At 64.9% G+C, this 25787-nt stretch carries 30 protein-coding genes; 4 read left to right on the top strand and 26 right to left on the bottom strand.

Going from position 1 to position 25787, the window contains the following annotated elements; translation table 11 throughout:
* The first annotated feature begins 31 nt into the window (after positions 1–31).
* From bhcC to I6J77_RS07940, 3 genes are all read left to right on the top strand, one after another.
* Positions 32–1195: a 3-hydroxy-D-aspartate aldolase BhcC gene (gene bhcC, locus I6J77_RS07950; RefSeq protein ID WP_204111204.1), complete on the top strand. Its 1164-nt coding sequence runs from the start codon at positions 32–34 to the stop codon at positions 1193–1195.
* A gap of 164 nt (positions 1196–1359) precedes the next feature.
* Positions 1360–2025, top strand: coding sequence for a PadR family transcriptional regulator (locus tag I6J77_RS07945; protein WP_204111203.1), 666 nt, complete (start codon positions 1360–1362; stop codon positions 2023–2025).
* 157 nt (positions 2026–2182) lie between these two features.
* Positions 2183–2956: a siderophore-interacting protein gene (locus I6J77_RS07940; protein ID WP_204111202.1), complete on the top strand. Its 774-nt coding sequence runs from the start codon at positions 2183–2185 to the stop codon at positions 2954–2956.
* Between the two features lie 90 nt (positions 2957–3046).
* On the opposite strand, the gene I6J77_RS07935 is transcribed toward I6J77_RS07940, so the two are convergent.
* The 21 genes from I6J77_RS07935 to I6J77_RS07835 form a co-directional block, all read right to left on the bottom strand.
* Positions 3047–3340 (bottom strand): hypothetical protein, encoded by a 294-nt coding sequence (locus tag I6J77_RS07935; RefSeq protein WP_204111201.1) that lies wholly within the window; start codon positions 3338–3340, stop codon positions 3047–3049.
* Between the two features lie 135 nt (positions 3341–3475).
* On the bottom strand, positions 3476–4378 hold the full coding sequence (locus I6J77_RS07930) for a hypothetical protein (protein WP_204111200.1): 903 nt from the start codon (positions 4376–4378) through the stop codon (positions 3476–3478).
* Positions 4379–4656: 278 nt separating this feature from the next.
* On the bottom strand, positions 4657–5403 hold the full coding sequence (locus tag I6J77_RS07925) for a hypothetical protein (protein WP_204111199.1): 747 nt from the start codon (positions 5401–5403) through the stop codon (positions 4657–4659).
* A gap of 140 nt (positions 5404–5543) precedes the next feature.
* Positions 5544–5837 carry a hypothetical protein gene (locus I6J77_RS07920; RefSeq protein WP_204111198.1) on the bottom strand — a complete coding sequence of 98 codons (294 nt, stop codon included), beginning with the start codon at positions 5835–5837 and terminating at the stop codon, positions 5544–5546.
* A 125-nt stretch (positions 5838–5962) separates the two neighbouring features.
* Positions 5963–6358 carry a GFA family protein gene (locus I6J77_RS07915; RefSeq protein ID WP_204111197.1) on the bottom strand — a complete coding sequence of 132 codons (396 nt, stop codon included), beginning with the start codon at positions 6356–6358 and terminating at the stop codon, positions 5963–5965.
* 148 nt (positions 6359–6506) lie between these two features.
* Positions 6507–6839 (bottom strand): hypothetical protein, encoded by a 333-nt coding sequence (locus I6J77_RS07910; RefSeq protein ID WP_204111196.1) that lies wholly within the window; start codon positions 6837–6839, stop codon positions 6507–6509.
* 129 nt (positions 6840–6968) lie between these two features.
* Positions 6969–7499 carry a GNAT family N-acetyltransferase gene (locus tag I6J77_RS07905; RefSeq protein ID WP_204111195.1) on the bottom strand — a complete coding sequence of 177 codons (531 nt, stop codon included), beginning with the start codon at positions 7497–7499 and terminating at the stop codon, positions 6969–6971.
* Between the two features lie 190 nt (positions 7500–7689).
* Complete coding sequence (locus I6J77_RS07900) at positions 7690–8535, bottom strand: hypothetical protein (protein ID WP_204111194.1); 846 nt, start codon at positions 8533–8535, stop codon at positions 7690–7692.
* 123 nt (positions 8536–8658) lie between these two features.
* The gene (locus I6J77_RS07895; RefSeq protein WP_204111193.1) at positions 8659–9009 is read right to left on the bottom strand and encodes a MazG-like family protein; all 351 of its coding nucleotides are present in this window, start codon (positions 9007–9009) and stop codon (positions 8659–8661) included.
* Positions 9006–9920, bottom strand: a complete 915-nt coding sequence (locus I6J77_RS07890; RefSeq protein ID WP_204111192.1) for an HNH endonuclease — start codon at positions 9918–9920, stop codon at positions 9006–9008. The genes I6J77_RS07895 and I6J77_RS07890 overlap by 4 nt, the downstream gene beginning before the upstream one ends.
* A gap of 102 nt (positions 9921–10022) precedes the next feature.
* A complete protein-coding gene (gene fabV, locus I6J77_RS07885; protein ID WP_204111191.1) occupies positions 10023–11225 on the bottom strand; it encodes an enoyl-ACP reductase FabV in 1203 nt (400 codons plus the stop codon).
* A gap of 300 nt (positions 11226–11525) precedes the next feature.
* On the bottom strand, positions 11526–12278 hold the full coding sequence (locus I6J77_RS07880; protein ID WP_204111190.1) for a copper homeostasis protein CutC: 753 nt from the start codon (positions 12276–12278) through the stop codon (positions 11526–11528).
* Positions 12279–12290: 12 nt separating this feature from the next.
* Positions 12291–13352: a N(4)-(beta-N-acetylglucosaminyl)-L-asparaginase gene (locus I6J77_RS07875; RefSeq protein WP_204111189.1), complete on the bottom strand. Its 1062-nt coding sequence runs from the start codon at positions 13350–13352 to the stop codon at positions 12291–12293.
* A gap of 81 nt (positions 13353–13433) precedes the next feature.
* Positions 13434–13637, bottom strand: a complete 204-nt coding sequence (locus I6J77_RS07870; RefSeq protein WP_007805352.1) for a cold-shock protein — start codon at positions 13635–13637, stop codon at positions 13434–13436.
* Between the two features lie 153 nt (positions 13638–13790).
* Entirely contained in the window at positions 13791–14549 is a 759-nt protein-coding gene (locus I6J77_RS07865; RefSeq protein ID WP_204111188.1) for an S-methyl-5'-thioinosine phosphorylase, read from the bottom strand.
* A 102-nt stretch (positions 14550–14651) separates the two neighbouring features.
* The gene (locus tag I6J77_RS07860; protein WP_204111187.1) at positions 14652–15215 is read right to left on the bottom strand and encodes a hypoxanthine-guanine phosphoribosyltransferase; all 564 of its coding nucleotides are present in this window, start codon (positions 15213–15215) and stop codon (positions 14652–14654) included.
* Positions 15212–16228, bottom strand: coding sequence for a beta-N-acetylhexosaminidase (nagZ, locus tag I6J77_RS07855; RefSeq protein WP_204111186.1), 1017 nt, complete (start codon positions 16226–16228; stop codon positions 15212–15214). The genes I6J77_RS07860 and nagZ overlap by 4 nt, the downstream gene beginning before the upstream one ends.
* Entirely contained in the window at positions 16222–16743 is a 522-nt protein-coding gene (locus I6J77_RS07850) for a CYTH domain-containing protein (protein ID WP_204111185.1), read from the bottom strand. The genes nagZ and I6J77_RS07850 overlap by 7 nt, the downstream gene beginning before the upstream one ends.
* A gap of 93 nt (positions 16744–16836) precedes the next feature.
* Positions 16837–18180, bottom strand: a complete 1344-nt coding sequence (gene rlmD / locus I6J77_RS07845) for a 23S rRNA (uracil(1939)-C(5))-methyltransferase RlmD (RefSeq protein ID WP_204111184.1) — start codon at positions 18178–18180, stop codon at positions 16837–16839.
* A 76-nt stretch (positions 18181–18256) separates the two neighbouring features.
* Positions 18257–18856 carry a YdbL family protein gene (locus I6J77_RS07840; protein WP_204111183.1) on the bottom strand — a complete coding sequence of 200 codons (600 nt, stop codon included), beginning with the start codon at positions 18854–18856 and terminating at the stop codon, positions 18257–18259.
* A 49-nt stretch (positions 18857–18905) separates the two neighbouring features.
* The gene (locus I6J77_RS07835) at positions 18906–20927 is read right to left on the bottom strand and encodes a hypothetical protein (protein WP_204111182.1); all 2022 of its coding nucleotides are present in this window, start codon (positions 20925–20927) and stop codon (positions 18906–18908) included.
* A gap of 45 nt (positions 20928–20972) precedes the next feature.
* Here I6J77_RS07835 and I6J77_RS07830 point away from each other — a divergent pair, with 45 nt between their 5' ends.
* On the top strand, positions 20973–21719 hold the full coding sequence (locus tag I6J77_RS07830; RefSeq protein ID WP_343230163.1) for a response regulator: 747 nt from the start codon (positions 20973–20975) through the stop codon (positions 21717–21719).
* Here the strand turns inward: I6J77_RS07830 and recO are convergent.
* The 5 genes from recO to lepB form a co-directional block, all read right to left on the bottom strand.
* On the bottom strand, positions 21716–22465 hold the full coding sequence (recO, locus tag I6J77_RS07825) for a DNA repair protein RecO (protein ID WP_204111181.1): 750 nt from the start codon (positions 22463–22465) through the stop codon (positions 21716–21718). The genes I6J77_RS07830 and recO overlap by 4 nt on opposite strands.
* Positions 22466–22572: 107 nt before the next feature.
* Entirely contained in the window at positions 22573–23505 is a 933-nt protein-coding gene (gene era / locus I6J77_RS07820) for a GTPase Era (protein WP_204111180.1), read from the bottom strand.
* 126 nt (positions 23506–23631) lie between these two features.
* Positions 23632–24291, bottom strand: a complete 660-nt coding sequence (rnc, locus tag I6J77_RS07815) for a ribonuclease III (protein ID WP_056718925.1) — start codon at positions 24289–24291, stop codon at positions 23632–23634.
* Between the two features lie 3 nt (positions 24292–24294).
* Entirely contained in the window at positions 24295–24678 is a 384-nt protein-coding gene (locus tag I6J77_RS07810) for a DUF4845 domain-containing protein (protein WP_204111179.1), read from the bottom strand.
* 186 nt (positions 24679–24864) lie between these two features.
* The gene (lepB, locus tag I6J77_RS07805) at positions 24865–25761 is read right to left on the bottom strand and encodes a signal peptidase I (RefSeq protein ID WP_056718921.1); all 897 of its coding nucleotides are present in this window, start codon (positions 25759–25761) and stop codon (positions 24865–24867) included.
* Positions 25762–25787: the final 26 nt, after the last annotated feature.

Raw genomic sequence — 25787 nt, 5'->3', positions numbered from 1 at the left:
CCACCACCAACCGAAAGCTGCGGAGAGCCACGTGCACGCGAGGACAGATTCCAGCCATGGCGATGTCGGTTATGACATCCCCGCCCTGCCCGGCATGGACGAGGCGGACATCCAGACGCCTTGCCTGGTGCTCGATCTCGACGCGCTGGAGCGCAACATCGTGAAGATGGGCGACTACGCGAAAGCGCACGGCATGCACCACCGCAGCCACGGCAAGATGCACAAGTCGGTCGACGTGCAGAAGCTGCAGGAACGCCTGGGTGGCGCGGTGGGCGTGTGCTGCCAGAAGGTGTCCGAAGCCGAGGCCTTCGCCCGTGGCGGCATTCGCGACATCCTGGTGTCGAACCAGGTGCGCGACCCGGCCAAGATCGATCGGCTCGCCCGCCTGCCGCATCACGGCGCACGCATCATCGTCTGCGTCGACGACGAAGCCAACGTGGCCGAGCTTTCCGCCGCCGCGCAAACACACGGCAGCACTCTCGAATGCCTGGTCGAAATCGACTGCGGCGCAGGCCGCTGCGGGGTGGCCACCACTGGCGAGGCGATCGCGATCGCCAGGGCCATCGACGCAGCGCCGGCCCTGGCTTTCGGCGGCATCCAGGCCTACCAGGGCGCCATGCAGCATCTGGAAAACTACGCGGACCGCAAGGCCAGGCTCGACGAGGCCATCGCCATGGTGAGGATCATCGTCGATGGCCTGAAGGCGGCCGGGTTGCCCCCGCGACTCGTTACCGGCGGCGGCACGGGGTCGTATCCTTTCGAGTCCGGATCGGGCGTCTACAACGAACTCCAGTGCGGCAGCTACGCCTTCATGGACGCGGACTACGGACGCATCCGCGACGAGGACGGCAGGCGCATCGACCAGGGCGAATGGGAGAACGCGCTGTTCGTCCTGACTTCGGTGATGAGCCACGCCAAGCCCGGCCAGGCCGTGTGCGATGCCGGCCTCAAGTCGATGTCGCTGGACAGCGGCCTGCCCGTCATCCACGGCCGCGACGACGTGCGCTACCTCGGCGCCTCGGACGAACACGGCGTGATCGCGGACGTGAACAATGTCCTGCGCATCAACGACAAGCTGAGGCTCGTTCCCGGTCATTGCGACCCGACCTGCAACCTGCACGACTGGTACGTCGGCGTACGCCACGGCAAGGTCGAGGTGGTCTGGCCGGTGTCGGCGCGCGGCAAGAGCTATTGAGGATTGGCCGCAGGCCGCCTGGTCATTCGCCCCGACATGTAACGCGCGTACCTGATCCGACCCGGTCGATGGCCGGGTTCCGCCAGCACGCTTGCTCAAGTATTGATTTAGATATATCTAAAGATGTATCGTAAGACACTCTTTCGATATATCGGAATCTGCCCATGCGCCTGCATCATCGACTGCTGGACGCCCTGCGGGAGCGTCATCACCACCATCATCATTTCGATCCATGCGGGGTCGCACACGGGGAACATGCGCACGAATGGCATGCAGGCCGTGGCGGCTTCGGCGGACGCCACGACGCGGATTTCCCCGGCGGCTGGGAAGGCCTGCGCGGCGGCGGGCGACGTGGCGGCGGCGGTGGCCGCATGTTCGGCCATGGCGACCTGAAGCTGTTGCTGCTGGCGCTGATCGAGCAACAGCCGCGCCACGGCTACGAAATGATCCGCATGATCGAGGACATGTTCCACGGTCACTACACGCCCAGTCCCGGCGCCGTCTATCCCACCCTCAACATGCTCGAGGACATGGGCCACGCGGAAGTCGCGCTCGAACAGGGCAATCGCAAGCTCTACTCCATCACCGAAGCCGGCCGCGAATTCCTCGACGAGAACCGCGAAGCGGTCGAGGCGATGACCGAACGCACCCGCCACAGTGCCCGCATGGCGGCAAAAATGTCGGCGCCCATGGCGGTGCGCAAGGCCATGCACGCCCTGAAGCACGCGCTGCTGATGCGCAGCGAGTGGGACAAGGCCGAAGCGCAGCGAGTCGCGGACGTGCTCGAGCGGGCGGCCCGCGAAATCGCCGCCGGCGCTCGCCGCGAGTGATCGGGCTCGGCGCCGGGTCACTCGCGCCGCGACAATCCATCGACCCGTCACGAGATGCCGCGGGCGCTCGCCTGGTACCCGGCCAACGACCCGGCTGATGCCCCCTCCCCGCGTCAGCCATCGCCAGCGCCCAACCGATGCCACGGAGACAGCCACGATGTCATCCCATACCCATCGCAAGTTGCGACACGACCTGGTCAAACGCATGCTGCAGGTGACCCGGGTGCAGCGACTGAGCCCGCACATGCAGCGCGTGACGTTCGGCGGCGACGAACTGCGCGGCTTCGTCAGCGCCGCGCCCGACGACCACGTGAAACTGTTCTTCCCCAACAGCCAGGGCGACATCGTGCCGCCGGTCATGGGTCCCAATGGCCCCAGCTATCCGCCCGGCCGCGAATACTCGCCAATGCGCGACTACACCCCGCGCCGGTTCGACGCCGCGCGCAACGAACTGACCGTCGACTTCGTGCTGCATGGCGACGGCCCCGCCTCCGCCTGGGCGGAACAAGCGGTCGCGGGTCAGCAGCTCGGCGCGGGCGGCCCTCGCGGTTCGTTCGTGGTCGCCGATGACTTCGAGCACTACGTATTGATCGGTGACGAAACCGCGCTCCCCGCGATCGGCCGATGGCTGGAAGAGATGCCCGCGTCGGCGCGCGTCCACGCACTGATCGAAATCCCCGAAGCCGCCGATCGCCAACCGCTGGCCTCGCCGAATGTCCGCTGGCTGGAACGCAACGGTCGCCCCGGCGCGAGCAGCCAGCTGCTGGAGCAGGCACTGCAACAGATGGCCATTCCGGCCGGAGACAGCTTCTACTGGATCGCCACCGAGTCCCGCCGCGCACGCGCCATCCGCCAGTGGCTGGACGAACACCGGCAGGTGCCGAAGGAGTGGATCCGGGCCACCGGCTACTGGAGCGCAGCGGCTGAATGAAATGCGGCCTGCCCCTCGACTTCCTTGCCCTGCAAGACGGTGACACCGTGCCCGGGACGGGCATGACCCACGCCTCCACTTGGCGTGGGGTCAGCTCTCGATGGATACCCGGTAATCGACGGCACCCCAGGCATCCAGCAGGTCCTTTTCAATCCTTGCCCTAGCGAAGCTGTCGATCCGCTCCTGTTCGAACGGTGGCTGCCAGTGGGCATCGTGCGGCAGAAGAATGGCTGCCCCGGAGCGTCCGTCCCCCGATGCAATCGGATCACAGTACAACGACAGGACATGATCGCCATCCCGATACTCCATGGTGAAACGATCCTTCCGGGATACCTCGACGCCAAGATCGTTGGTCAAGCATTGCGGTGCGGTTGCCCTGAACATGTGAGCCGTCCTTGATGATGCGGGCATGTCGGAAGCGATCCGTCCCGAGACCTGTCGGTGCTGGAACAGTACGGGAAGCCGATCGGGCAGACCCGTCGGAAAACGCTCTGTCGCGTTTTCTCGAAGCTTCCCGGATCAGTCCAGCAAGGTCAGCATCGCCTCGTAGCGTTTGTCCGCGGGATCGCGCACGTTGGACTCCATCTTCCGCAGCCACGCCAGCGTACGCTGGGTCTGCTCGCGCTGCGCCTTCTGCGACAGGTCGAAGGTGACCGAGTCGGAAACCTGCTGCAGCATCATCACGAAATCGCATGGAGCGCGGCAGGCCTGCACCAGGCCGACAATCTGGAAGCAGATGTCCTGGATCTGCGACTTGATCGCCGTGTCGCTGCTGGTTCCGCCCAGCAATTCTTGCGACGCCTCGTCGAGATAGACGTCCATGATCGCGTCGTTGGGCGAAGGCTGGCGCATGGCCTTGCCCACTTTGGTGGTGAGCTCGGCGTCGTCCGTAAGTTTGCGAATGAGCTTGCGCACACGCTCGCGCACGATCTCGATCGCCTTGTTGATGTCGGCGCGATCGGGCACCAGGTTGATCACCGCGCCATTGATCTCCTTGGCCACGCGCTCGGCAATCGCCGTCTCGTCGCCGGTAACGCGCTGCAAGCGCCCCTTGAGCGGTTTGAGCAGCGCATCTTTCAGCTTCGCTCCGGTCTTGCCGTACTCCTTGAACATCGCACTCATGACGGAGGCAAGGATCGGCTTGAGTTGCTCGTCCCAGTGCAACATGTGGCGGCGGTCTTCCACCGGCCCCTTCTTTGCATTCTGGTTGACCTTGATCGCCTTGGCCTTGGTCGCCCAGTCCGGCCTTCCGACGAAAACGATGTTGCCGTCGTCATCGAGAGCCATGCCAAACTTGCGGTCGTCTTCCCCGTCCTGCTCGTGCTCACACATCGCCTTTCCTCCAAGGTCGGATCTGGTCTGCGCTGCTTTCCGATTCAACGCCCCGGTCAGAAACGACGCTCCACGCATTGCCCCTGACATCGTCTTTTTCGACTGGCTCGGGAAAGTGCAACCTGATCCGGGTTTCAATCCACGCACGCTTTACCGGCGCCGTCTCCGGCACCTGGGTGACCGCCACCAGGCCTGCCACCACCGCGACCACATGCCGCCGGGGCAACATGCGCGCTGCCGGCGGATCGAGGCCTGCGGCCTCCGCGACATGGCCGATCATCGAAATCCCCCGGCAGCCCACGCTGCATCTGCCGCAGCATCAGGCATGGCTGGCACTCAAGGCAAACACCAGGCCCGGACTCGAATACTCAATGACCGATCAGGTGCAGCGACAGCGCTTTCCAGGCGGCGTTGGGCAGCAGGGTCAGCGCGGTGACCTGCAGCAGCAGCACCCAGGCCAGACCCGCGATGTACGCCGGATGCAGGCGGCCACGCGTCAGCAAGTCGTAGGCGCCCAGGCCCAGCATCAGCAGGTCGCTGCCCAGATACACCGCAACCGCCGTGCCCACCAGACCGTCGCCGAGGGGTGCGGCGGCGAAGCCGTTGAGGAAACGCCCGAAACCGGCGTCGCTGATGTAGATCAGCCCCATCAGCATCAGGCGCTTGTGTGCCGATGAGGTCTTGCGCAGCAGCAGCCCTGCTCCCGTCAACCCGGCGAAGCCCAGCATGTCGGTCAGCTGGACGGCCAGGAATTCCGGCGTATCGCCGGTGGCCGCGTAGCGGATGCTGTGGACGACGATCGCCGCAGCAGGGCCCAGCACCAGCATCACCGCCGCGAGAGCCGCGCCAGCCATGCCGAGCTTGCGGTGGATGTCCGGCCGGTCGTTGCGGATCAGTGCCACCTGCGTGGTGAACAGCACCAGATAGCCCACGAAGGCGACCGCGTGAACGTGGACGATCCAGGGATAGTCCAGCCCGAACTTGCGCAGGTGGCGGAAGCTGTCGGTGCCGAAGCCGGAAACGACACCCAGCCAGATCAAGGCGGTGAACAGGAGAAACCCTTGCCGATCCACACGCGGTCGCGCGGGAAAGTATCCGGACGTGATGGCGCTCATCATTTGCTCCCCCGAACAAAGGCACTGCGACGCGGAACGCTAGACCCAATGGCGGGCGAATACAATCGGGGCCGATGACAGCGGGTTTCGCGAGTGGAGCAGACCGAAGCGGGCGCCAGCTCCATGGGAAGGTCATGAGATCAGCTCTCGATGGTCACCCAATAGTCGACCGCGCCCCAGGCATCCAGCAGATTCCTTGCAATCTTCGTCCGGACGAAGCTGTCGATCCGCTCATCTTCGAACGGTGGCTGCCAGCGGACATCGTGCGGCAAGAGAATGGCGGCTCCGAAACGTCCGTCTCCGTCCGCAATGGTGTCGCAATGCAGGAGCAACATGTGGTCACCATCCCTGTACTGCATGGTGTCGCGATCCCTGCTCGATACTTCGATGCCAAGATCGTTGGTCAGCCATTGCGGCGCGATCGCCCTGAACATGTGAACCTTCCTTGATTATGCAGACGCGATGGGCGCCTATCATCGATGTCAGTGCCATGATGATTCCACGATCAACCCCGCCGGGCCGACAAGGAGGCGAACGCCGTCGACCATCCACGCACGCCTCAATCGAAATGCTCCATGTCCTCCGGCAGACGCAGCCAGGCGTGCTGACGCTCCTCGTACACCGACACCTGCGGCTGGGGAAAATGTGGATCGGCAAAGGCGCCGACCGCCACGGTGACAAATCCCGGCACCCCATCGGCCTCCCAGCACACGGTGGCGCCGCAGTTGCCGCAAAACCGGAACCGGGCGACGCTGCCGCTGTCGCCGGCCTGGGCGTACTCCCTGCTCGGCCCCTCAATCGTCACCGCATCCAGCGGAAACCGCGCCTGCACCCCGAACGCGCTGCCCGTGCGCTTCTGGCAGGCCAGGCAATGGCAGATGGAGACGCGGACCGGCTCGCCGCGCGCGTGGACGACGAGGTTTCCGCAGCGGCAGGTGGCTTGGCGGTCGGTCATGGAAGTTCTCGATGGATTTGACCGGTACCGGGATTCCCGGGCCTATCGTTGGACCTTAAGCGGCGCGACTGCTTCGACGGTCTACTGCAACTTCAACGGCCGCACGTGAATCCGACCCGTCCTTTCCGTTCCGATCCCTGTCACGCCCTTATGTACGCATAAGCACGTTGAGCATCACGATGCCCAAAAGGCTCCATATGCCCAGCTCCAAAAGTAGACCGAAGACAAATCCGAATGGCTCTTCAGCAGCCACTGACTTGACGAACCTGATGCCTCGAATTGAGACAACATACCCTTTCGAGACATTCAAAATGAGTTTTATTAGTTGCAACACACTAACGACAAAAATTGGGGAAAAGAACGCCCTTCTCATGACCACCATCGCGTGGGTCCCGGGCATTGGCACATAAAATCTGGTCAGCACCCAAAAAAACAACAGGTCGAGAAAGAGAATGCCGCCCATTACGCCATAAAATTTCATACACACTCGTCCCATAAGGAAATCGGCGGAACGCGAGTTCGGAGCCGGCTTTCTACTAACTTCGCGCGATTCAAGTGCACTCTGACCATTGTTTCGGAGCTGCGAAGCGGCTTCGGCCCGAAAGAACTGTCAGGTGCTGAGCGACAGGCTCAACACGTGGTCATCGTAGACTCGTCCACCCACATTGAATTTGCGTTCCGTGAGGTTGCCAAAGCCCTGGCGGCGATAGAACCCGATGGCAGCGTCATTACCCGCATAGACGCCAAGCAGAAGGCGAGCCGCGCCCATGGAGCGAGCCTGCTCCACGGCCTGCGCAAGCAAACGCTTGCCGGTCCCGCCTCCGTGGTAGCGACCAAGCAGGTAGATGCGTTTCAGCTCGAGGTCGCGAGATGGATCGGCCAGAGGAAGGTCGGGTGGGGCGAGAACCAGATAACCCACGGGGGCGTTGCCAGGAATGACCTCCGCCACCCAGACCGTGTAACGCGGATCCTCGAGCCACTGCCGGTACTGGGCAGAAGAGTGGGCCGCGCGGCAGTGCTCGACGATGGCGGTACCATCCAGCACGCCGGAGAACGTTTCAAGAAAGGTCGCCTGCCCCACCAGGGCCGGCGCATCTTCATCTCCGACTTTCGCTAGCCGGATCGATATCTCGGTTGCCATTGAAGCTTCCATCAGCACCTGATGCCTGAGTTGAACCGCGCCGCTAAGCGGCTTCGACTTGAGTAAGTGTAAGGTGTCTTCAGAGGCAAGAACCGGTACATGACATAGGTGTCCACCAACCCAGTTGCTGACCCTCGACGCTATATCAAACGTTCAAGCGGATGTAAGTGAACCTGACAACTTTTTACCGCTAATGCCGCGACCCAAACCCAGAAAGCCAAGAGACATAGTCCTCTCTTGCAGGCAGCAACCCTGATGCGATTGGTCCAGAAAAGTCCACTGTGCTTGCTTTCGGTACATCACTCCGTAGCTTAAGCAGTTTTTCCCTCACGCGGGCCCCATGCGCTTGCAACTCTTCTGCCAATTCCGCAGAGAAAAAAGCTATGTCATTAGTGTATTGAGCAACAGCAATCATTGTGTCGTGATACATAGCATTTACATTACCGTCCTTGCGTTCGAGGCCATAGTAATCTTGGCAGAAAATGTGGGGAGGCAGGTTAGCGTCGTGAAAATTGTCGATCATCTCCGATCTGGCCTCAACTGCGCGCGTAAGCTCTGCGGCCGACTGTTCAATCATAGAGACCAATGCGAGTGCCCTGCCCGGCATAAGTTGCGCAGAGAACGTGAGACTCTTCAACGCTTCGATTGGAAGTGTCAGCGGAGTCATCTTCCTGAGCTCCGCTTGTAAGGTAACAGTCTGCGCCGGAGCGCCGTTAAGCAGGTTATCGTTTGTTACCTTTGCAATTTCGCGATCACTAAAGTATCTATCTGACAGGGGTTTTACATGCTGCTTCTTTAACGAAAGCGCCTGATTGGCAATAGTTGAGGCTAAGACAACAATTGCATTTGCCTGTCTAAGCGCTTCGAGCAAATCTTTAGCGCGAGCAGATCGCTCGGTAATTCTCTGAGCTCCCCATGCGCCGAATCCGGCACCAGCAAGCGCTGATAAGAATGCGCTAATAAATGTGGAGTTTAGGAAGCCGACGAGGCTTTCCCATAAAGCCAGCAGCGACGGTGGCAAGTCAAGACCTAGCATGTTTTACGCTACCTATCGTATGCGTTAAGCGGGACTGCAGCCTTGAGAAAGGCCGTGGTAGAAAACGAGGGTTGGGCTCAATTATTCCCTTTGGTTGTCACCTTTGGTTGTCACCTTTGGTTGTCATTCGTTGTATTTGCGAGATGAGCCCTTGAAGCGATCTACCGGGTATTTCGCGCCATTTATCGCCAGTTTTCGTCGAACAACGTCCTCCACATCGATCGCCATATCGTGGATAAGATAGGTCAAAAGAATGCAGAGGTCGGCAACCTCCTCCTCGATCTTGTCGCGGGCTTCGATTGCTCGCTTGGCCAGATCAGAATCTGGAGTCCACTGGGTAATCTCCGCGAGTTCAGCAGCTTCTACTGCCAATGCAGTAGAGAGCGTTCGCAGAGTATGGAATTGCTCCCAATCACGAGCGGATCTGAAATCCAACACGGACTGCCTCAGTGAAGCGTCATTCAAAATACTCATGGCATGAACCTGTTCTCGTTGTGCCAACGCAAAGCCTCCGGATCCGGCTGGTCAATGGGCCGCTCTGGCAGCCGAGCAAGTTCCTGCCCGTCCAGACGGTAGTACGCCTTGCCATTGAAGTATTGGTCGCGAATCCTTGAGCTGATACGAATGCGATAGTCCGGTTGGACCGTGACCAAGCCAAGGTCAAACAGCTTGTGAAAATCCGAGCGCAAAAGTAGTCCGTTGGAGATCAAATGCCGCCCTTGATCGGCATACGGTCGGATATGCGCAGCCTCCAACACGGGCAGTGTAGATTCGCCCGTCAATGCGCAGCGACGTTCATATGCATCCAGCACAAGCGTCCTGAACGCTCCTTGGCCAAGCCTCGCTCTCTGAAGAAATTCAGTACCGTAACGCGGCGCATCCTCCCCAACCTGTTGTGCAGACGCAGCCAAGGGCAAAACTGACTGAATCCGTTGCCAAAGGGCAGCACCCAACTCCTCGGACGAGTCGTATTGTTTACCAACCATTATGGGTTTGGGGAACAAGCCTTCGACGGGAATCCACGCTTCCCTTGGCAAATAGAAAACGTTCGAAACGACCGTGCATCCTATCTGACGTTCCGGACTTGCTGCTACATGCGCATTGGATGCGATCAGTTCGGCGAAGTGGCGAAACGAAGAAGCCCCGTTCTCTTCACCAAAAAAATCCCACGCCTGGGAGAGCGGCAGCGTCGTGAAGTGCGAGAAAAACCCTCCGCCAACAATGTGGTTGTTCGGGCGTTTCAACTTGAAGAAGAATGGAGTACCTGGAGGAAGATTGGTAAACGGCGCACGCGCCGAGGGCTGCCAGAAGTTGACTTCATCAAACGCTTGACGGCAGACGAATTCATACCATCGGTTATCAGTAACGCCCAACCAGAATTTCATACTGCCCCCGGCAAAACGGCTCCCTAGCCGGGAGCCGTTGGAAGTATGCCCGTGTGATGCAGCCAGTTCATCTCAAAAAAGAGATGAACACTCCCCACCTCCTCACCCCTCCAAACAATCAAACCGCCGATCCGCCTCCACCTCTGCGTCATAGTTCACGTCATCCCGATCAAACCCGAACAACTTCAAGAACTCATGCTTGTACCCCGCGTAGTCGGTGATCTCGCGCAGGTTTTCGGTGGTGACGGTGGGCCAGAGGGTCTTGCAGGCGTCCTGCACTTCATCGCGCAGCTCCCAGTCGTCCAGGCGCACGCGGCCTTCGTCGTCGGTGGCGGGGGCGGCGCCGTCGGCGCGGTAGAGGCGGTCGTGGAACAGGCGGTTGGCTTGTTCGATCGGGTTTTCGTGGATGCCCTGCTCCTTCATGATCTTGAAGGCGATGGACACGTATAGCGGGATCACCGGAATGGCGGCGCTGGCCTGGGTGACGACGGACTTCATCACGCCCACGTAGGCTTCGAGGCCGGGGTGGCGGCTGCGCAGTTGCTTCGCCGTGTTGTCGAGGTGCTGCTTGGCCTGGCCCAGGGTGCCGTGCCAGTACATCGGCCAGGTGATCTCGGTGCCGATGTAGCTGTAGGCGATGGTCTTGGCGTGGTCGGCGAGCACGCCGGCGGCGCTCAGCGCGTCGATCCACAGCGCCCAGTCCTCGCCGCCCATGACGGTGACGGTGTCCTTGATCTCCTGCTCGGTGGCCGGTTCGACGGTGGCTTCGATCACCATGTCCTTGTTGGTGTCGACCGAGGTGTTGTGGAACGGCTCGCCGATGGTCTTCAGCGCCGAGCGCACGACTTCGCCGGTATCCGGCATCTTGCGCACGGGCGAGGCCAGCGAGTAGACGACCAGGTCGATCGGGCCGCCCATCTCGTTCTTGATGATCTCGATGGCCTTGGCGCGGGTTTCGTGGGCGAACGCGTCGCCGTTGATCGACTTGCTGTACAGGCCGGCCTGCTTGGCGGCCTTGTCGAAGGCGGCGGAGTTGTACCAGCCCGCGGTGCCGGTCTTGTCTTCGCTGCTGGGCTTCTCGAAGAACACGCCCAGCGTGGCGGCGCCGTAGCCGAAGGCAGCGGTGATGCGCGAGGCCAGGCCGTAGCCGGTGGAGGCGCCGATCACCAGCACGCGCTTGGGACCGATGCCCTTGCTGTGGCCGGCGGCTTCGGTGATCGCGATCTGGTCGAGCACGTTGCGTTCGCAGCCGACCGGGTGGGCGGTGACACAGATGAATCCACGGACTTTGGGCTTGATGATCACGCGACGGCTCCTGCTGGCAAATGCATAAACCGGCATCTTAACCAAGTGGGGCGGCCGTGCGCTGCCGTAGGGAGTGCAGTGCGGGGGCTATCAGGATTTTGCTCGGGCTGAGGGTGGCGCCGAAGGTGTGAAGTCGAAGCCTTGTGGCGGCCCTTCGACTCCGCCGCTGCGCGGCCACGCTCAGGGGGAACGGGTTGGGGGCTGGCTGCGGGGAGTGCGTTCGTGTCGCCGGATATGCTCCCTCCCCTGCAAGCAGGGGAGGGTTGGGGTGGGGTCGCTCTTGGGGTGAGATCAAGAGCTTTACCCCCTCCCGACCTCCCCCTGCGAAGCAGGGGGAGGAGCAAGAGCCAGCGCTAGTGCGCGTACCTGCTCAACATCGCTGCGCAGTTCGCCGCCTTGCATGTCGGCCAGCCGTGGTGGTCGATGCTGCATGCCCGAGGGCAGCTGGTGTTTCGCCGAGGCGTGGAATTCACGGGCGCCAGTGGCAGCGGCCAGGGCGGCGATGTTGTGGGCGGTGATGCCGGCGCCGGGCATCACGGCGAGACGGCCGTTCGCCTGGATGACCAGGGTTCGGATCAGGGCGGCGCCTTCGACGGCGCTGGGTTGGGCGCCGGAAGTCAGCACGCGTTCGCAGCCGAGGGTGATGATGTCTTCCAGCGCGCGCGAAGGGTCGCGGCTGAGGTCGAAGGCGCGGTGGAAGGTGGTGCCCAGCGTGCCGGCGGCGGTGATCAGGCTGCGGCAGCGGGGCATGTCCACCTGGCCGTCGGCGTCGAGCATGCCGAGCACCACGCCGTCGCAACCGAGCGCCACGCAGGCTTCGACGTCGCGCTGCATCGTCTCGGCTTCGAGGTCGCTGTAGAGGAAGTCTCCGGCGCGCGGGCGGATCAGCACGTACAGCGGGATGCGCAGGTGCTCGCGGGCCAGCGCGATCTGTGCGTGCGACGGGGTGAGGCCGCCCAGTTCCAGCGCGCTGCACAGTTCGACCCGCCCTGCTCCGCCGTCCTGCGCGGCGAGTGCGGAGGCGACCGAGTTGGCGGCGATTTCAAGCATCATGAGTCGCCGGCATCACGAGTAGCTCGTGGTGTAGACGCTTTGCGACGGAATCAGCGCGTCCTGCTTCTGCGCATCGCACACGGCGTAGGTGAAGCCGTGCTGGATCGCGTAGGCGCCGACTTCACCGTTGCGGTTCATCGCCAGGAAGCCGACCTGCAGGGTCCTCGATGCCTCGCGGCGCTTCTTGACGATGCGCATCACCGCTTCCTTGCAGGCCTCGTGGGGCGAGCGGCCCTGGCGCATCAGTTCGACGACGAGGAAGCTGCCGGCGTTGCGGATCACTTCCTCACCCACGCCGGTGGAAGTGGCGCCGCCGACTTCGCCGTCGACGTACAGGCCGGCGCCGATGATCGGGCTGTCGCCCACGCGGCCGCGCATTTTCCAGGCCATGCCGCTGGTGGTGCAGGCGCCGGACATGCGACCGTGCGCGTCGATCGCCAGCATGCCGATGGTGTCGTGGTTGTGGGCGCCGCCGGGCAGGCCGGTGCGGCCGTAGTCGTGCACTTCGCTGTTGATCGAGGGCTGGTACTTCGCCGTCTTCAGCCATTCATGCCAGGCCTGTTCGGCCTCCGGGGTGAGCAGGTCCTGTTTCCTGAAGCCCTGCTCCAGCGCGAACTGCAGCGCGCCCTCGCCCACCAGCAGCACGTGCGGCGTGCGTTCCATCACCCGTCGCGCCACGGAGATGGGATGCTCGATGTGTTCGAGCGCGGCGACTGCGCCACAGCTGCCGTCGGCATCCATGATGCTGGCGTCCAGCGTGACGTGGCCGTCGCGATCGGGATAGCCGCCCTTGCCCACGCTGTGATTCCTGAGGTCGGACTCCGGCACCTGCGCGCCGGCTTCCACCGCGTCCAGTGCATGGCCGCCCTTGCCGAGGATGGCCCACGCAGCCTGGTTCGCGGCGACGCCGAAGTCCCAGGTCGAGACGACGCGTGCGGCGGACGCTTTCGCTGCATGGCTGGCATCGGCGGTACCGTGCGGCATCGGCCCGGCCGCGAGCTTGCCGCCCCATCCCAGCATCGACGCGGAAACTCCCAGCAGGGAGCCCTTGAGGAAACGCCTGCGATCGGTCATGACTTTCTCCGGCTCACCAAAGCAAAAACCCCGCACAGGATGCGGGGTTTCATTCTTGCCATGCAACGTTTACCGGACAGATCAGGCAGCTTCAACCGCCGACGCCTGGGCACCCTTGGGGCCCTGGGTCACTTCGAACTGAACGCGCTGACCTTCCTGCAGGCTGCGGAAGCCCTTGGTATTGATCGCCGAAAAATGGACGAACACATCCGCACTGCCATCCTCGGGTGCGATGAACCCGAACCCCTTGGCATCGTTGAACCATTTGACCGTACCGAAACTCATTGCGAGAACCTCTGGATACATGGAGTGAGTACGCCAGGTTGCGCGCGACTCATCCCCCCGGTTCGCCGCCCTGACCGCGAGGAAAATAGCAAGATGTGAAGGCCCATTGCAATACGAATATGTCCTGCCGGTGCACAAACTCCGCCGGCAAATTCAGGCCTGCAGCATTTTTTCCAGGATGCGCGGCACCTCGGCGGTGGCCGCGGCGAGGTGGGCGAAGATTTCCTCGATGCTGATTTCCGCTTCGTCGCCGCAACCGGCGGCGAAGTTCGCCACCAGCGCCAGGCAGGCGTATTCCAGTTCCAGTTCGCGCGCCAGCGCCGCCTCGGGCATGCCGGTCATGCCGACCAGGTCGCAGCCGTCGCGCTTCATGCGGGCGATCTCGGCGCGGGTTTCCAGCCGCGGACCCTGGGTGGCGCCGTAGCAGCCGCCGCCGATCACCTCGACATTGGCCGCGCGCGCCGCCGCCAGCAATTGCAGGCGCAGCGATTCGGTGTACGGCTCGCTGAAGTCGATGTGCTTCACCTCGGCGCCTTCGACGTCGCAGTAGCTGGTGCTGCGGCCGTGGGTGTAGTCGATGATCTGGTCGGGCACCACGATCACCCGCGGCCCCATGTCGCCGCGAATACCGCCGACCGCGTTCACCCCGATCACCCGACGCGCGCCGAGGCTGTGCAGCGCCCACAGGTTCGCCCGGTAATTCACCCGGTGCGGCGGCAGCGTGTGGCTCTCGCCGTGACGGGCCAGGAAGGCGATGCGCCGGCCGGCGAAGTCGCCAATCACCACGTCGCCGGAGGCCGGGCCGTAGGGCGTGTCCACGCTATGACGCGTGGCGTTTTCCAGGCCGGCGAAGTTGTACAGGCCGCTGCCGCCGATGACGGCGAGGTGGATGGGGGTGGGGGTCAGAGTCATGGGCGGGGCCGGTGGGAACGGGGAACGGGGAACGGGGAACGGGGAACAGAGAACGGCAGACAAGAACAGGAGCGGGCGCGTCGCGCCTTTGTTCCCTGTTCCCTATTCCCCGTTCCCCTCTTTCAGCGCGTAGATGCCCGGCAGGTTGCGGCCTTGTTCGTAGTAGTCCATGCCGTAGCCGAACACGTAGCGGTCGGGCAGTTCGACGCCGTTGAAGTCGGAGCTGATGCCTTCGACCAGGCGGTTGTGGCGCTTGGTGCAGAGGCTGGCGATGTAGACCTTCTTCGCGCCGCGCCGGTAGCAGTCGTCGCGCACTTCCTTCAGCGTGTGGCCTTCGTCGAGGATGTCGTCGACCAGCAGCACCACGCGGCCTTGCAGCGACACCATCGGCTCGCGCAGCCAGTGCAGTTCCTTGCCCGAGGTGGCGCCGCGGTAACGGGTGGCGTGCACGTAATCGAATTCCACGTCGGTGCGGATCGCCAGCGCCAGCTGGCCGGCGAAGATCAGCGCGCCGTTCATCACGGTGAGGAACACCGCGCGCTCGCCGTCCAGCGCGGCGTCGATGCGACGGCCCATGTCGGTGATCACCGGCGCGAGTGCCTCACCGGCGAACAGGAGGTCGGCGTTGGCCAGCGCGTCGGCCAGGGCGGGAGTGGGAGTGTTCATGCGGTTCCTTGATCGGCATGGAGTGCCGTGATGCGCGCCACGAAGCGGTCGCGCTGCGGATTGTCGGTGAGGCCGGCCCAGGTCGGCCCGATGGCGCCGCGCAGGGCGGCCAGTGTCGAGGGCATGGCGTCGGTGTGTACGGGCATCGCGGCGATCGCCTCATCGACCACGTCGGGGAAGCAGGCCAGCACCAGGTCGCAGCCGGCATCGAGGTGCGCCCTCACCCGCTCGCCGACGCTGCCGGCCGCACCGGCGGCGGCCATGCTGATGTCGTCGCTGATCACCGCGCCGGCGAAACTCAATTCGCCGCGCAGGATCTGCCCGATCCAGGTTTTCGAATAGCCGGCCGGCTGGCTGTCCACTTCCGGGTAGGTGACGTGGGCCATCATCACCGCCTCGACGCGCGCCTCGATGCATTCGGCGAACGGGCGCAGGTCGTCGTGGCGGATCTGATCCAGGCTGCGCGGATCGATCGCCGCCACCTTGTGGGTGTCGCCGGTGACCGAACCGTGCCCCGGGAAATGCTTGAGCACCGCCGCCATGCCGCCCAGATGCATGCCGCGCACGTAGGCCTGGCCCAGTTCGCCGGCAATCGCCGGATCGGCGTGGAACGCACGCAGGCCGATCGCCGCGTTGCCGCGGGCCAGGTCGACCACCGGCGCGAAGCTGAAGTCCACGCCGCTGGCGCGCAGCTCGCTGGCCATCACCCAGGCGTGTTCCTCGGCCAGCCGGATCGCCTCGTCGGCATCCTGTTCGTACACCGCGCCGATCGCCGCCAGCGGCGGCAGGCGGGTGAATCCGTCGCGGAAGCGCTGCACCGGGCCGCCTTCCTGGTCGACCGCGATCAGCAGGTGATCGCCACCGATTTCGCGGATCGATTCGCACAAGGCGATCAGCTGTTCGCGCGACTGGTAGTTGCGCGCAAACAGCAGCACGCCGGCGACGCACGGCGCGCGCAACCAGGGCTTTTCGTGTTCGGCCAGTTCCAGCGCGGCCACGCCGATCATCAACATGCAGCATCCTCGGCAGCGCGCTCGGCCGGCGACCATTGCCGGTACGGGTGCGCGATCAGGTTGACGTTGTAGTAGCGCGTCAGCGCGCTGACCTCGCGCCCCAGCCACGACGGCCGCGGGAACGGTGCATCGACCGCGGGCAGCTCGACTTCGGCCACGACCAGGCCCTCGTTGTCGCCATGGAATTCATCGATCTCGAACAGTACGCCATCGACGCGGACATGGTGGCGAACCTTCTCCAGCACGCCGTCGCACAGGCTGGCCAGCAGCGCGCGCGCATCGTCCATCGGTATCGGGTACTCGAACTCGGCCCGCGCGATGCCGGGCGTGGCCGCCTTGATGTTGAGCCAGGCCGTGTCGCCAGCGAGGCGGGCACGCACCGAGGCGCGGGCATGACCCTCGCGCAGCGCCTGCGCCCCGACCAGATAGCCTTGGGCCATCGGCTCGCTGCGCTCGATGCCTTCGCGCCAGCTGTCGTTGGCCAACATGAATTTGCGTTCGATCTCGATAGCCATGGAATCCGTATTTCAACCAGCGACAACGCCTGCAATGAAACGGCTTTTATTGAGGAGTGCGGCCATGGATGGCCGCCCGTTTGACTTTCGCGGTCAGGAAGACCGCTCAAACAAGGCGATGGATTCCACATGCGCGGTATGCGGGAACATGTCCATCACGCCGGCCGAGGTCAGCCGGAAACCGTGCTGGTTGACAAGGATGCCCGCATCGCGCGCCAGCGAAGCGGGATGGCAGGAGACGTAGACGATGCGATTTGTCTGCTTGTGCGGCAGGTACTCCAGCACCTTGTCGGCGCCAGCGCGGGGCGGATCGAGCAGCAGCTTGTCCCACGGCTGCTTCGCCCAGTCGGCGTGGCGCTGGTCTTCGAACAGGTTGGCCACGTGGAACTTCGCGTTGTCGATGCCGTTGCGCGCGGCGTTCTGCGCGGCGCGTTCGACCAGGCCGTGCTCGCCTTCCACGCCCACCACCTCGGCCACCCGGCGCGCGATCGGCAGAGTGAAATTGCCCAGGCCACAGAACAGGTCGAGCACGCGATCAGTCGGCTGCGGATCGAGCAGCTCCATCGCGCGGGCCATCATCAGCTGGTTCATGCCGGCGTTGACCTGCACGAAATCCAGCGGCTGGAATTCCAGCTCCACGTCGGCGAAACGCGGATCGTCGCTGGCGATGCGGAAGGCCAGCCGCGGATTTTCCGGCCACAGCGGATGCACGCTGCTGACGCCGCCGGGCTGCAGGTAGATCGCAAAGCCGTGCTGCTGGCCGAAGGCGGTGAGCGCCGCCTGATCGCGCTCGCTGAGCGGCTGCAGGTGACGGAACACCAGCGCCATCAGGTCGTCGCCAGCGGCGAACTCGATCTGCGCGATGGTGTCGACGGCGTCCATCGTGCCCAGCAGTTCGGGCAGCAGCCCCACCTTGGGCCCCAGCGACGGATGCATCACTTCGCAGCGCTGGATCGGGGTCACGAAGCGCGGGTTCTGCTCTTCGCGGAAGCCGACCAGCACGCTGCCCTTCTTGGCCACGTTGCGCACCGACAACCGGCCCTTGCGCCGATAGGCCCAGGGCTCGGCGGTCAGCGGCGGCAGCCACGACTGCGGCGTGACCTTGCCGATGCGCTCGAAATTCTCGGCCAGCACGCGCTGCTTGGCGGCGATCTGCGAGGACGCATCGAGGTGCTGCAGCGAACAGCCGCTGCACAGCGCGAAGTGCTGGCAGCGCGGCTCGACCCGGTGTGGCGAGGCGGTGATCACCTCGACCACTTCGGCTTCGTCGAAATGCCGATGACGCTTGCGCAGCTTCGCGATCACCGTTTCGCCAAGCAGGCCGCCACTGACGAAGACCGTCTTGCCGTCGATCCGCGCCACGCCCCGGCCGTCATGGCCGAGGTCGGTGATCTGGGCTTCGAAAGGTTTGGGCGAAACGGAGTTGGATCGGGACATGGGATCGCATGGCTGATGGCTGACCGGCGATTATCCCAGATCGGCCAGCCTCACGCCCCGCGGCGCCCTGCCCGAATCATTTTTTCTGCCAGGCGCCGGCAGCGTCCTGGTAATACCAGCCGGCACGCGCCTTCTCGATCCAGCTTCTGGCGAAGGTGGCGCGGATCTGCGACTCCCACTCCGGGTGATTGTTGGCGTTGGCGATTTCGCGGTACAGCGCGGCGCGGTCGCGGTTCTCGTCGGCCACCGTGGCGTTGGCCTGGGCGCGGGCGCTCAGCGGCACCTTGGCGGCATCGCGCATGGCGACCATGCCGTCGCGGGTGAAGCCCACCGCGCCGCTGTCGAGCAGCGAACCCAGGGTGCCCTGGAAGCGCGCATGCATGCGGGCGCGGATCGCCTCGGTGGCGCTGGTCTGGATGCGGATGTCGGGCACGTCCGCGGCCTGCGCGGCCGGGATCAGCAGGTCCAGCAGCATCGCCGACGGCTGGGCGCCATCGGCTGCGGGCTTGGGCGTCTTCGGCGCGGGCGCCGCGGGCGCCGCTTGGTCCAGCACGTTGCCGATGAACTGGTCGGCGGCCTTCTGCGCGGCCGCTTCGGGGAAGTAGACGTTGATCGTGACGCAGCCGACCAGCGTCACGGCCAGGGCGGTCAGGATGACGTAGAGGCGCTTGCGCATGGGGAACTCCCGCAGTGAGATGGATGGATGAGGCGGCGGAGCACGTCGCTCAGCGGATTTGCGGGGTTTCCCCGTGGACCGCGTCGTGCAGCCGCTGCACCAGGGTTGGCCAGTCGACCTGGGTCTGGTGGCCGATCACCTGCAGCCGCGGCAGGCCGCTGCCTTCGACGATAGTGTAGCCGCCGTCGTTGGCTTCCAGCCCGCTCATCCGGCAGACCGTGCCCTGCAACGTGCAATTGAGGCCGATGCGCTTGTAGCCGAAGGTCTTGAACAGTTTCAGCATGGCCCCCTGCAGGCCGGCGGCGATGCCACCGCCGCCGACGGAGGTGAGGTTGTTCACCGCACGCTGGCTGATCCGGCCGCCTTCGCCGGCCAGCAGGCTGGCGTTGAAGGCCACCGGGCTCCAGTTGACCAGGCGCAGGTCGTTGATCGAGCCATCCAGCGGGCCGGTGATGCTGCCGAAGTCGAACACGCTGGTGATCGCGGCCAGGTCCAGTTGCTTCAGCGCGATGTCGCCGGTCAGTACGGGCGTGGTGCCGAACGGTTGCTGCAACGACAGGCGGGTGACGTCGACGAAGCCGCCGAACAGGCTGGCCGACAGGCCGCCCCCCAGCTCGAAACGGTCGTCGACCCAGCGCAGCGAGGGAATCGCGCCGGCCAGCGTGCCGGGGAACGCCGGCCAGCCCATCGCCTGGCTGAAGGCGGCCATGTCGACGCCGGTCACCGTCATCGACGCGGCCAGACGCTGGCCCTGCGCCGCGGCCGGACGCCAGTCCAGCTGGCCGATCTGCCACTGCCCGTGGAACACCGGGATCTGCAGCGGTTGCTGCAGGGCGAGCGTGCCGCCGCTGCTCTGCCAGCGCGAACGGGCGGCGCCGTTGGCCACCTGGTAGAACTGCAGGCTGCGCCAGGCCAGCGTGGTGGCCGGGCGTTCGCCATCGCGCGCCCAGTCCAACCCGCCCTGCAGGCCATCGACCGCCAGGCGGCCATCCGCATCGGCAAGGCTGATGCCGTCGGTGCTGAAGGCAAACGCCTGCGGGCCGTCCGCCCGCAGATCGAGGCTGGCATTCAGCTGCCCGTCGATGCGCATGTCACGCAGGCCCAGCGTGCCGAGCCAGGCCTGGCCATAACGCTGGTAGGCGGCCGGGAAATTCGCGTGCAGGCGATCCAGCCACAAGCTCTTCAACTCGCCCCTGGCGTCGAAGGCCAGCGCGCCGTCGAGCTGCAGCGCATCGGCATCGTTCACCCGCAACCGGCTCAGTTCGAACCCGCCGCGCTGGGCGTCCGCGTGCAGACCCAACTGCACCGGATGATCCGGCAGCTTCGCATAGAGCGGTCCCAGCAGCAGCTCGCCGCCGCGCAGGCTGGCGTCCAGATCGATGCTGGCCGGACCGTTGGTGGTGTCCAGGCTGAAGCGGCCGCTGCCATTGAGCCCCTGCCCGGCCAGCGTGCCGGCGGGGGTGTCGAAACCCGTGTCGGTGAGGGTGAACTGGCCGGACGACTGCAGGCCCTGGCCGCGCAGGTCCAGCGCCAGCTCCGCCTTGAGGCGACCGGCGGTGGTCTGCCCCGACCACACCGTGCCGAGCAGACCCTGCAACCAGCCGGTGGGCAGGTTGTCCACGCTGATCTGGGCATGGGTGGGCTGGTCCAGCGGCAGCCATGCGCTGGCATTCGCCTTGCCCTGCTGGATGTCGACCAGCAAGGTGTTGGCCGCCTCGCTGAGCTGCACGTTGAACTGTGCGTCGCCGAGCGCCCCGCCGGGGGCGCCGGCCAGGCGCAGCTTGCCGTCCAGCGTCCAGCGCAGGCGGACGTCGCGTTGCAGGTTGCCGTCCACGCTCAGGCCCAGCCGGCGCCAGCCCATCGCGGGAATGTCGGCCTGGGCCGCGTCCAGCTGCAGATGCAGGCCGCCGTCGGCGTCCTCGCCGATGCGCAGCGTCACTGCCTGCAGGTGGATGCCCGGGGCGGTGATCGACTTCGCGCTCAGCAGCACGTCGGCCTGCGCAGGCAAGGCCCAGCCGAGTCCCAGCAGCAGGCAGCAACAGATCAGCAGATGGCTTGAAGTCGGACGCATGTCGGGCCATTCTGCCAAATCAAGATGAACGATATGGAATTCGTCATGCCCAGCCGCCTTGCCGACACCGTTTGCGAACCCGTCAATCTGTCCCGCCCGCTGCCCCGTCCGCGCGTGCTGGTGGCCGATGACGATCCCGGCAGTTGCCGCTTCCTCTGCGATGGACTGGCCTCGATGGGCGCCGATGCGGAAGCCTGCATGGATGGCCAGGCAGCGCTGGCGCGGGCCGCTGCCGAGTCGTTCGACCTGCTGCTGCTGGACTGCCGCATGCCCGGCGCCGGCGCACTGCAGATCCTGCAGACGCTGCGCGACGACGTGCAGGCACGCTCGGCCGACAGCATCGCGGTGGCCACCAGCGCCGAGCTGGCGCCCGGTGATCGCCAGTCGCTGCTGGACGCCGGTTTCAGCGAGGTGCTGCTGAAACCCTGCGGGCTGACCGAACTGCGCCAGGTGCTGGCGCTGATGCCGATGGACGACCGCAGCGCCAGCGTGCTGGACGACCAGGCTGCGCTGAGCACCACCGGCGACGCCACCACCATGCACGCCCTGCGCCTGCTGCTGCGCGACGAGCTGGCGCTGCTGTCGCGGGAACTGGACGCGCTGAGCCTCGACCGCGACAACTTCAGCGATCGCCTGCATCGATTGCGCTCTTCGTGCGGATTCTGCGGTGCCAGTGCCCTGTCCCGGCAGACCATGCTGCTGCAGCAACAGCTGCCGCGCCGGGGCGTCAGTGCAGCCGCGCTGACCCGCTTCCGCCGCACCTTGCTGGCGACCCTGCAGGCGCTCGGCTAGTCGAGCCGTTCGGCAGGAGGCGCGGCGGAATCCGGCCGGTTTCGCGACACCGCCATCGCCAGCACCCGCCAGGCGCGCAATTCGGCGCCACCCAGATGGAAGCGGATCACCCGGCGGATCATGTCGCGCAATGCCTTGAGGCCGGCGGCGTCGGGCATGCGGTCCTGTTCCAGGGCCAGCAGGTCGCGGCCGAGGATGGCGTGCGGGCTGCTGGCTGCGCACCGCACGGCGCCCTGCTCGACCTCGTAGCGATAGCTCGCCTGGGGCTCCAGAAACTCACCCGTATCCGCATCGTGCGCCAGCTGCAGGCCGTAGCCGGTCGCTTCCAGCAGGTCGCGCTCGAACCGGCGCAATATCCACGCCAGCGACGGCTCGGCGGCCAGTCGCTGCAGGGTCAGCGCATAGGCGTCGAACAGCGGCGGCGAAGGGTCCTGCCGCCCGGTGAGGCGCACCACCAGTTCGTTGAGATACAGCCCGGCCAGCCCGGCATCGCCGCCCAGCCGCGTCGGCGTGCCCACCGTCTCGACCGCCGTCAGCGTGGCCATCTCGCCCCGCAGCAGCAGATCCATGCGCAACGCCTGGAACGGTTCCAGCTGGGCCCGGCGCAACCGCGCACGCTCGCCGCGCACCCCGCGCGCCACCACGCCCAGCCGGCCATGCTCGCGGCTCAGGCACTCCAGCAACAGCGACGTCTCGCGGTAAGGCCGCGCATGCAGGACGTAAGCGGGTTGCTGTTCGATGCGCATGGGAAAATCAGGAGTGAGAGGAGAGAAGTGAGAAGTGAGAGAGGCAGCAACTGCCACTCGCTTCCCGCTTTCTCTCACTTCTCACTCCTCGTTTCTCACTCCTCGCCCTAGTCGGTATACCCGAATTTCTTCAGCATGTTCTCGTCATCGACCCAGCCCTCGCGCACCTTCACCCACAGCTTGAGGAACACCTTGCGCTCGAACATGCGCTCCATGTGGCGGCGGGCCGCGCTGCCGATCGCCTTGAGCTGGACGCCGCCGTTGCCGATCACGATCGCCTTCTGGCCATCGCGCTCGACCCAGATGATGGCGTGGATCTCGGCGATGCCGTCGGGACGGTCGCTGAATTGCTCGATCTCCACCGTGGTGGCGTAGGGCAGCTCCTGGTCCAGCCGCAGCATCAGCTGCTCGCGGACCATTTCGGCGGCCAGGAAGCGTTCGCTGCGGTCGGTGATTTCGTCTTCGCCGAACACCGGTGGCTGCACCGGCAGGCGCTTGAGGATCGCCTGCTCCAGTTCCTTCAGCCCCTGCTTCTTCAGCGCACTGATGTAGTGGATCTCGTCGTAGCTGTGGGTGGCCACCAGTTCGGACACGAACGGCAGCATCACCGTCTTGTCCTTGTTGAGGTCGACCTTGTTGATCACCAGCAGGCGCGGCGAGGACTGCTCGACCAGCGCGGCGTAGAGCGCCTCGTCCTCGTCGGTGAAGCGGCCGGCCTCGATCACCTGCACCACCAGGTCGACGTCGCTGATCGCCGAGCGCGCGGCGCGGTTGAGGCTGCGGTTCATCGCCCGCTTGGCGCCGCGATGCAGGCCCGGCGTGTCGACGTACATGATCTGCCCGGCCTCGCTGGTGTTGATGCCCAGGATGCGATGGCGGGTGGTCTGCGGGCGCGGGCTGATGATCGACAGGCGAAAGCCGATCATTGCGTTGAGCAGGGTCGACTTGCCCACGTTGGGACGTCCGGCCAGCGCCACCGTGCCGCAGCGGAAGTCGTCGTGCGGCAGGCTGCCGTCGGTGGGGTCCAGTGGGAGTTTCATGACTGAGGTACTCGGCGAGTCGGATGGCAAGTGTAGTGCTTCGCCGCCACCGGCACGTGGCGACTGGCGCAGGCCGGGCGGTCACTCTGGCGGTGCCCGGTTCCCGGCACCGCGGAAGCGTCGGATTCAGGAGGAGCGCTGCTGCTCCAGCAACTGGCTCAGCACCAGTTCGGCCGCGTCCTGTTCGGCGGCGCGGCGATTGCCGCCATGCGCTTCGGCGACGAAGGCCATCGGCTCGGTGATCGCGCAGCTGACGTCGAAGGTCTTGGCGTGGTCCTCGCCGTGGCTGGCCACCAGCTCGTAGTGCGGCAACGGCAGGCCCTTGGCCTGCAGCCATTCCTGCAGCCGCGTCTTGGCGTCTTTCGATGAACGCCGCAGCGCGGCGATGCGTTCGGCGAACAGGCCACGCACGGCGTCGCGGCAGGCGTCGAAACCGCCATCGAGGTAGACCGCGGCGATGGTCGCCTCGAACGCATCGGCGAGGATCGATTCGCGGCGGAAACCACCGCTCTTCAGCTCGCCCGGGCCCAGTTGCAGGCCTTCGCCCAGCTCCAGCTCACGGGCCACCACGGCCAGCGCCTGGCCATTGACCAGCTGGGCGCGAAGACGCGACAGCTCGCCCTCGCTGGCCTTGGGGTGCGCCTCGTACAGCATCTCGGCGATGATCGCGCCGAGCAGCGCATCGCCGAGAAATTCCAGCCGCTCGTTGTTCGGTTTGCCGATGCTGCGGTGGGTCAGCGCCAGCCGCGCCAGCGCCGGATCACGGAAACGGTAGTTCAGTTCCAAAAGTTACTCGCCCACATTGCCCTGCAGCGCAAGGCTCTTGTCGAAGTGCAGCAGGAAGGAGATGTTGTACATGAACGGGATCTCCTTGTCGTAGGCGACCCGCAGCTGGCTGGCGCCACCGGCGTCCTTCTTGATGGTGATGTCTTCCGGGCGCACCACGGCATCGTCGACGTACTGGAAATCCATCTTGCGCAGCAGGTCGCGACGGATCTCGTCCAGCGACTTGCCGTTGGTTCCTTCGCTGGCGACCTGCTCCATCGCCTTGACCACGCCACCGTACTCGGAATACGACGGCACCAGTTTCATCGCCATGTAGGCCAGGAAACCGAACACGGCCAGAATGAACAGGAATCCGATCAGGGTGACGCCGGTCTGCTTCGATTTCATAGTCCCCTCGCTACGCCGCTTCGAACGGCTTGCCTTGCAATGGATGGTGATGAGCTGGATGGAAGTCCGGTCGCCCCGCGCCGGCGTGCCGATTATGCCTGCAGATTCGCGTGCCGGTGACGATGGCGTGTGCAGGGCTTCGATCCGGTCACGCTTTGGCCGGCCGGACTGCGCCGGCCGGTCGCATCAATGGATGACCGTGCCGATCCGCGAGAAATCCACCCCGCCGGTGCCCCAGCCCTTCCAGCTCATCCAGATCAGGAACGCCTTGCCGGCCAGGTTCTGCTCCGGCATGCAGCCCCACCAGCGGCTGTCCAGGCTGTCGTTGCGGTTGTCGCCCATCACCAGGTAGCAGCCGGCCGGCACCTTGGATGGCACGCGGTCGTTGGGGATGGAATTGGGTGTGTTGTAGGCGGGCATGCGCGCGATCATGTGGTTGAGCTTGCCCAGGTGTTCGGTCCACACCGTGGCGCCCATGTTCAGCATGGTCTCGTCGACGGTGCGCTGGGGATTGCCCACGTAGGGGCCGATCTCGTCCGCCGTGACGCGCTGGCCGTTCACCAGCAGCTCGTCGCCATGCACCTCGATGCTGTCGCCGGGCAGGCCGATGACGCGCTTGATCCAGTTCTGCGACGGCACCTTGGCATGCGGATCGGCGCAGCTCATGTCACCGCTGCGCACCAGCTTGCCGCCATCCCGGCACAGGTAGCCCGGAAAGCGGAACACCACCACGTCGCCCCGCTTCGGCTCGCCCAGGCTCACGAACTTGTCGTTGAACGCCGGCATGCGCAGGCCGTAGGCGAACTTGTTGACCAGGATGAAGTCGCCCACGTCCAGGGTCGGCATCATCGAGCCGGACGGAATCCGGAACGGCTCGGCCACGAACGAGCGCAGCACCAGCACCACCAGCACCACCGGGAACAGCGAGCGCGACCAGTCCACCACCGCCGGCTCGTGGTACTCCTCGCCCGCCGCGTCCAGATGCGCCTTGCGCTTCTTGTACAGGAACAGGCGGTCCAGCCCCCAGACCACGCCGAACAGCACGGTCAGGCCAAGCAGAATCGCCGAAAAATCAAAATCCATGTGGGGCTCCTATGGAGCCGGGAATT

Origin of the sequence: Rhodanobacter sp. FDAARGOS 1247, assembly GCF_016889805.1 — a bacterium.
GTDB lineage: Bacteria > Pseudomonadota > Gammaproteobacteria > Xanthomonadales > Rhodanobacteraceae > Rhodanobacter.
Note: the sequence above shows the minus strand (reverse complement) of the source record. Positions and strands in the feature narration are given on the sequence as shown.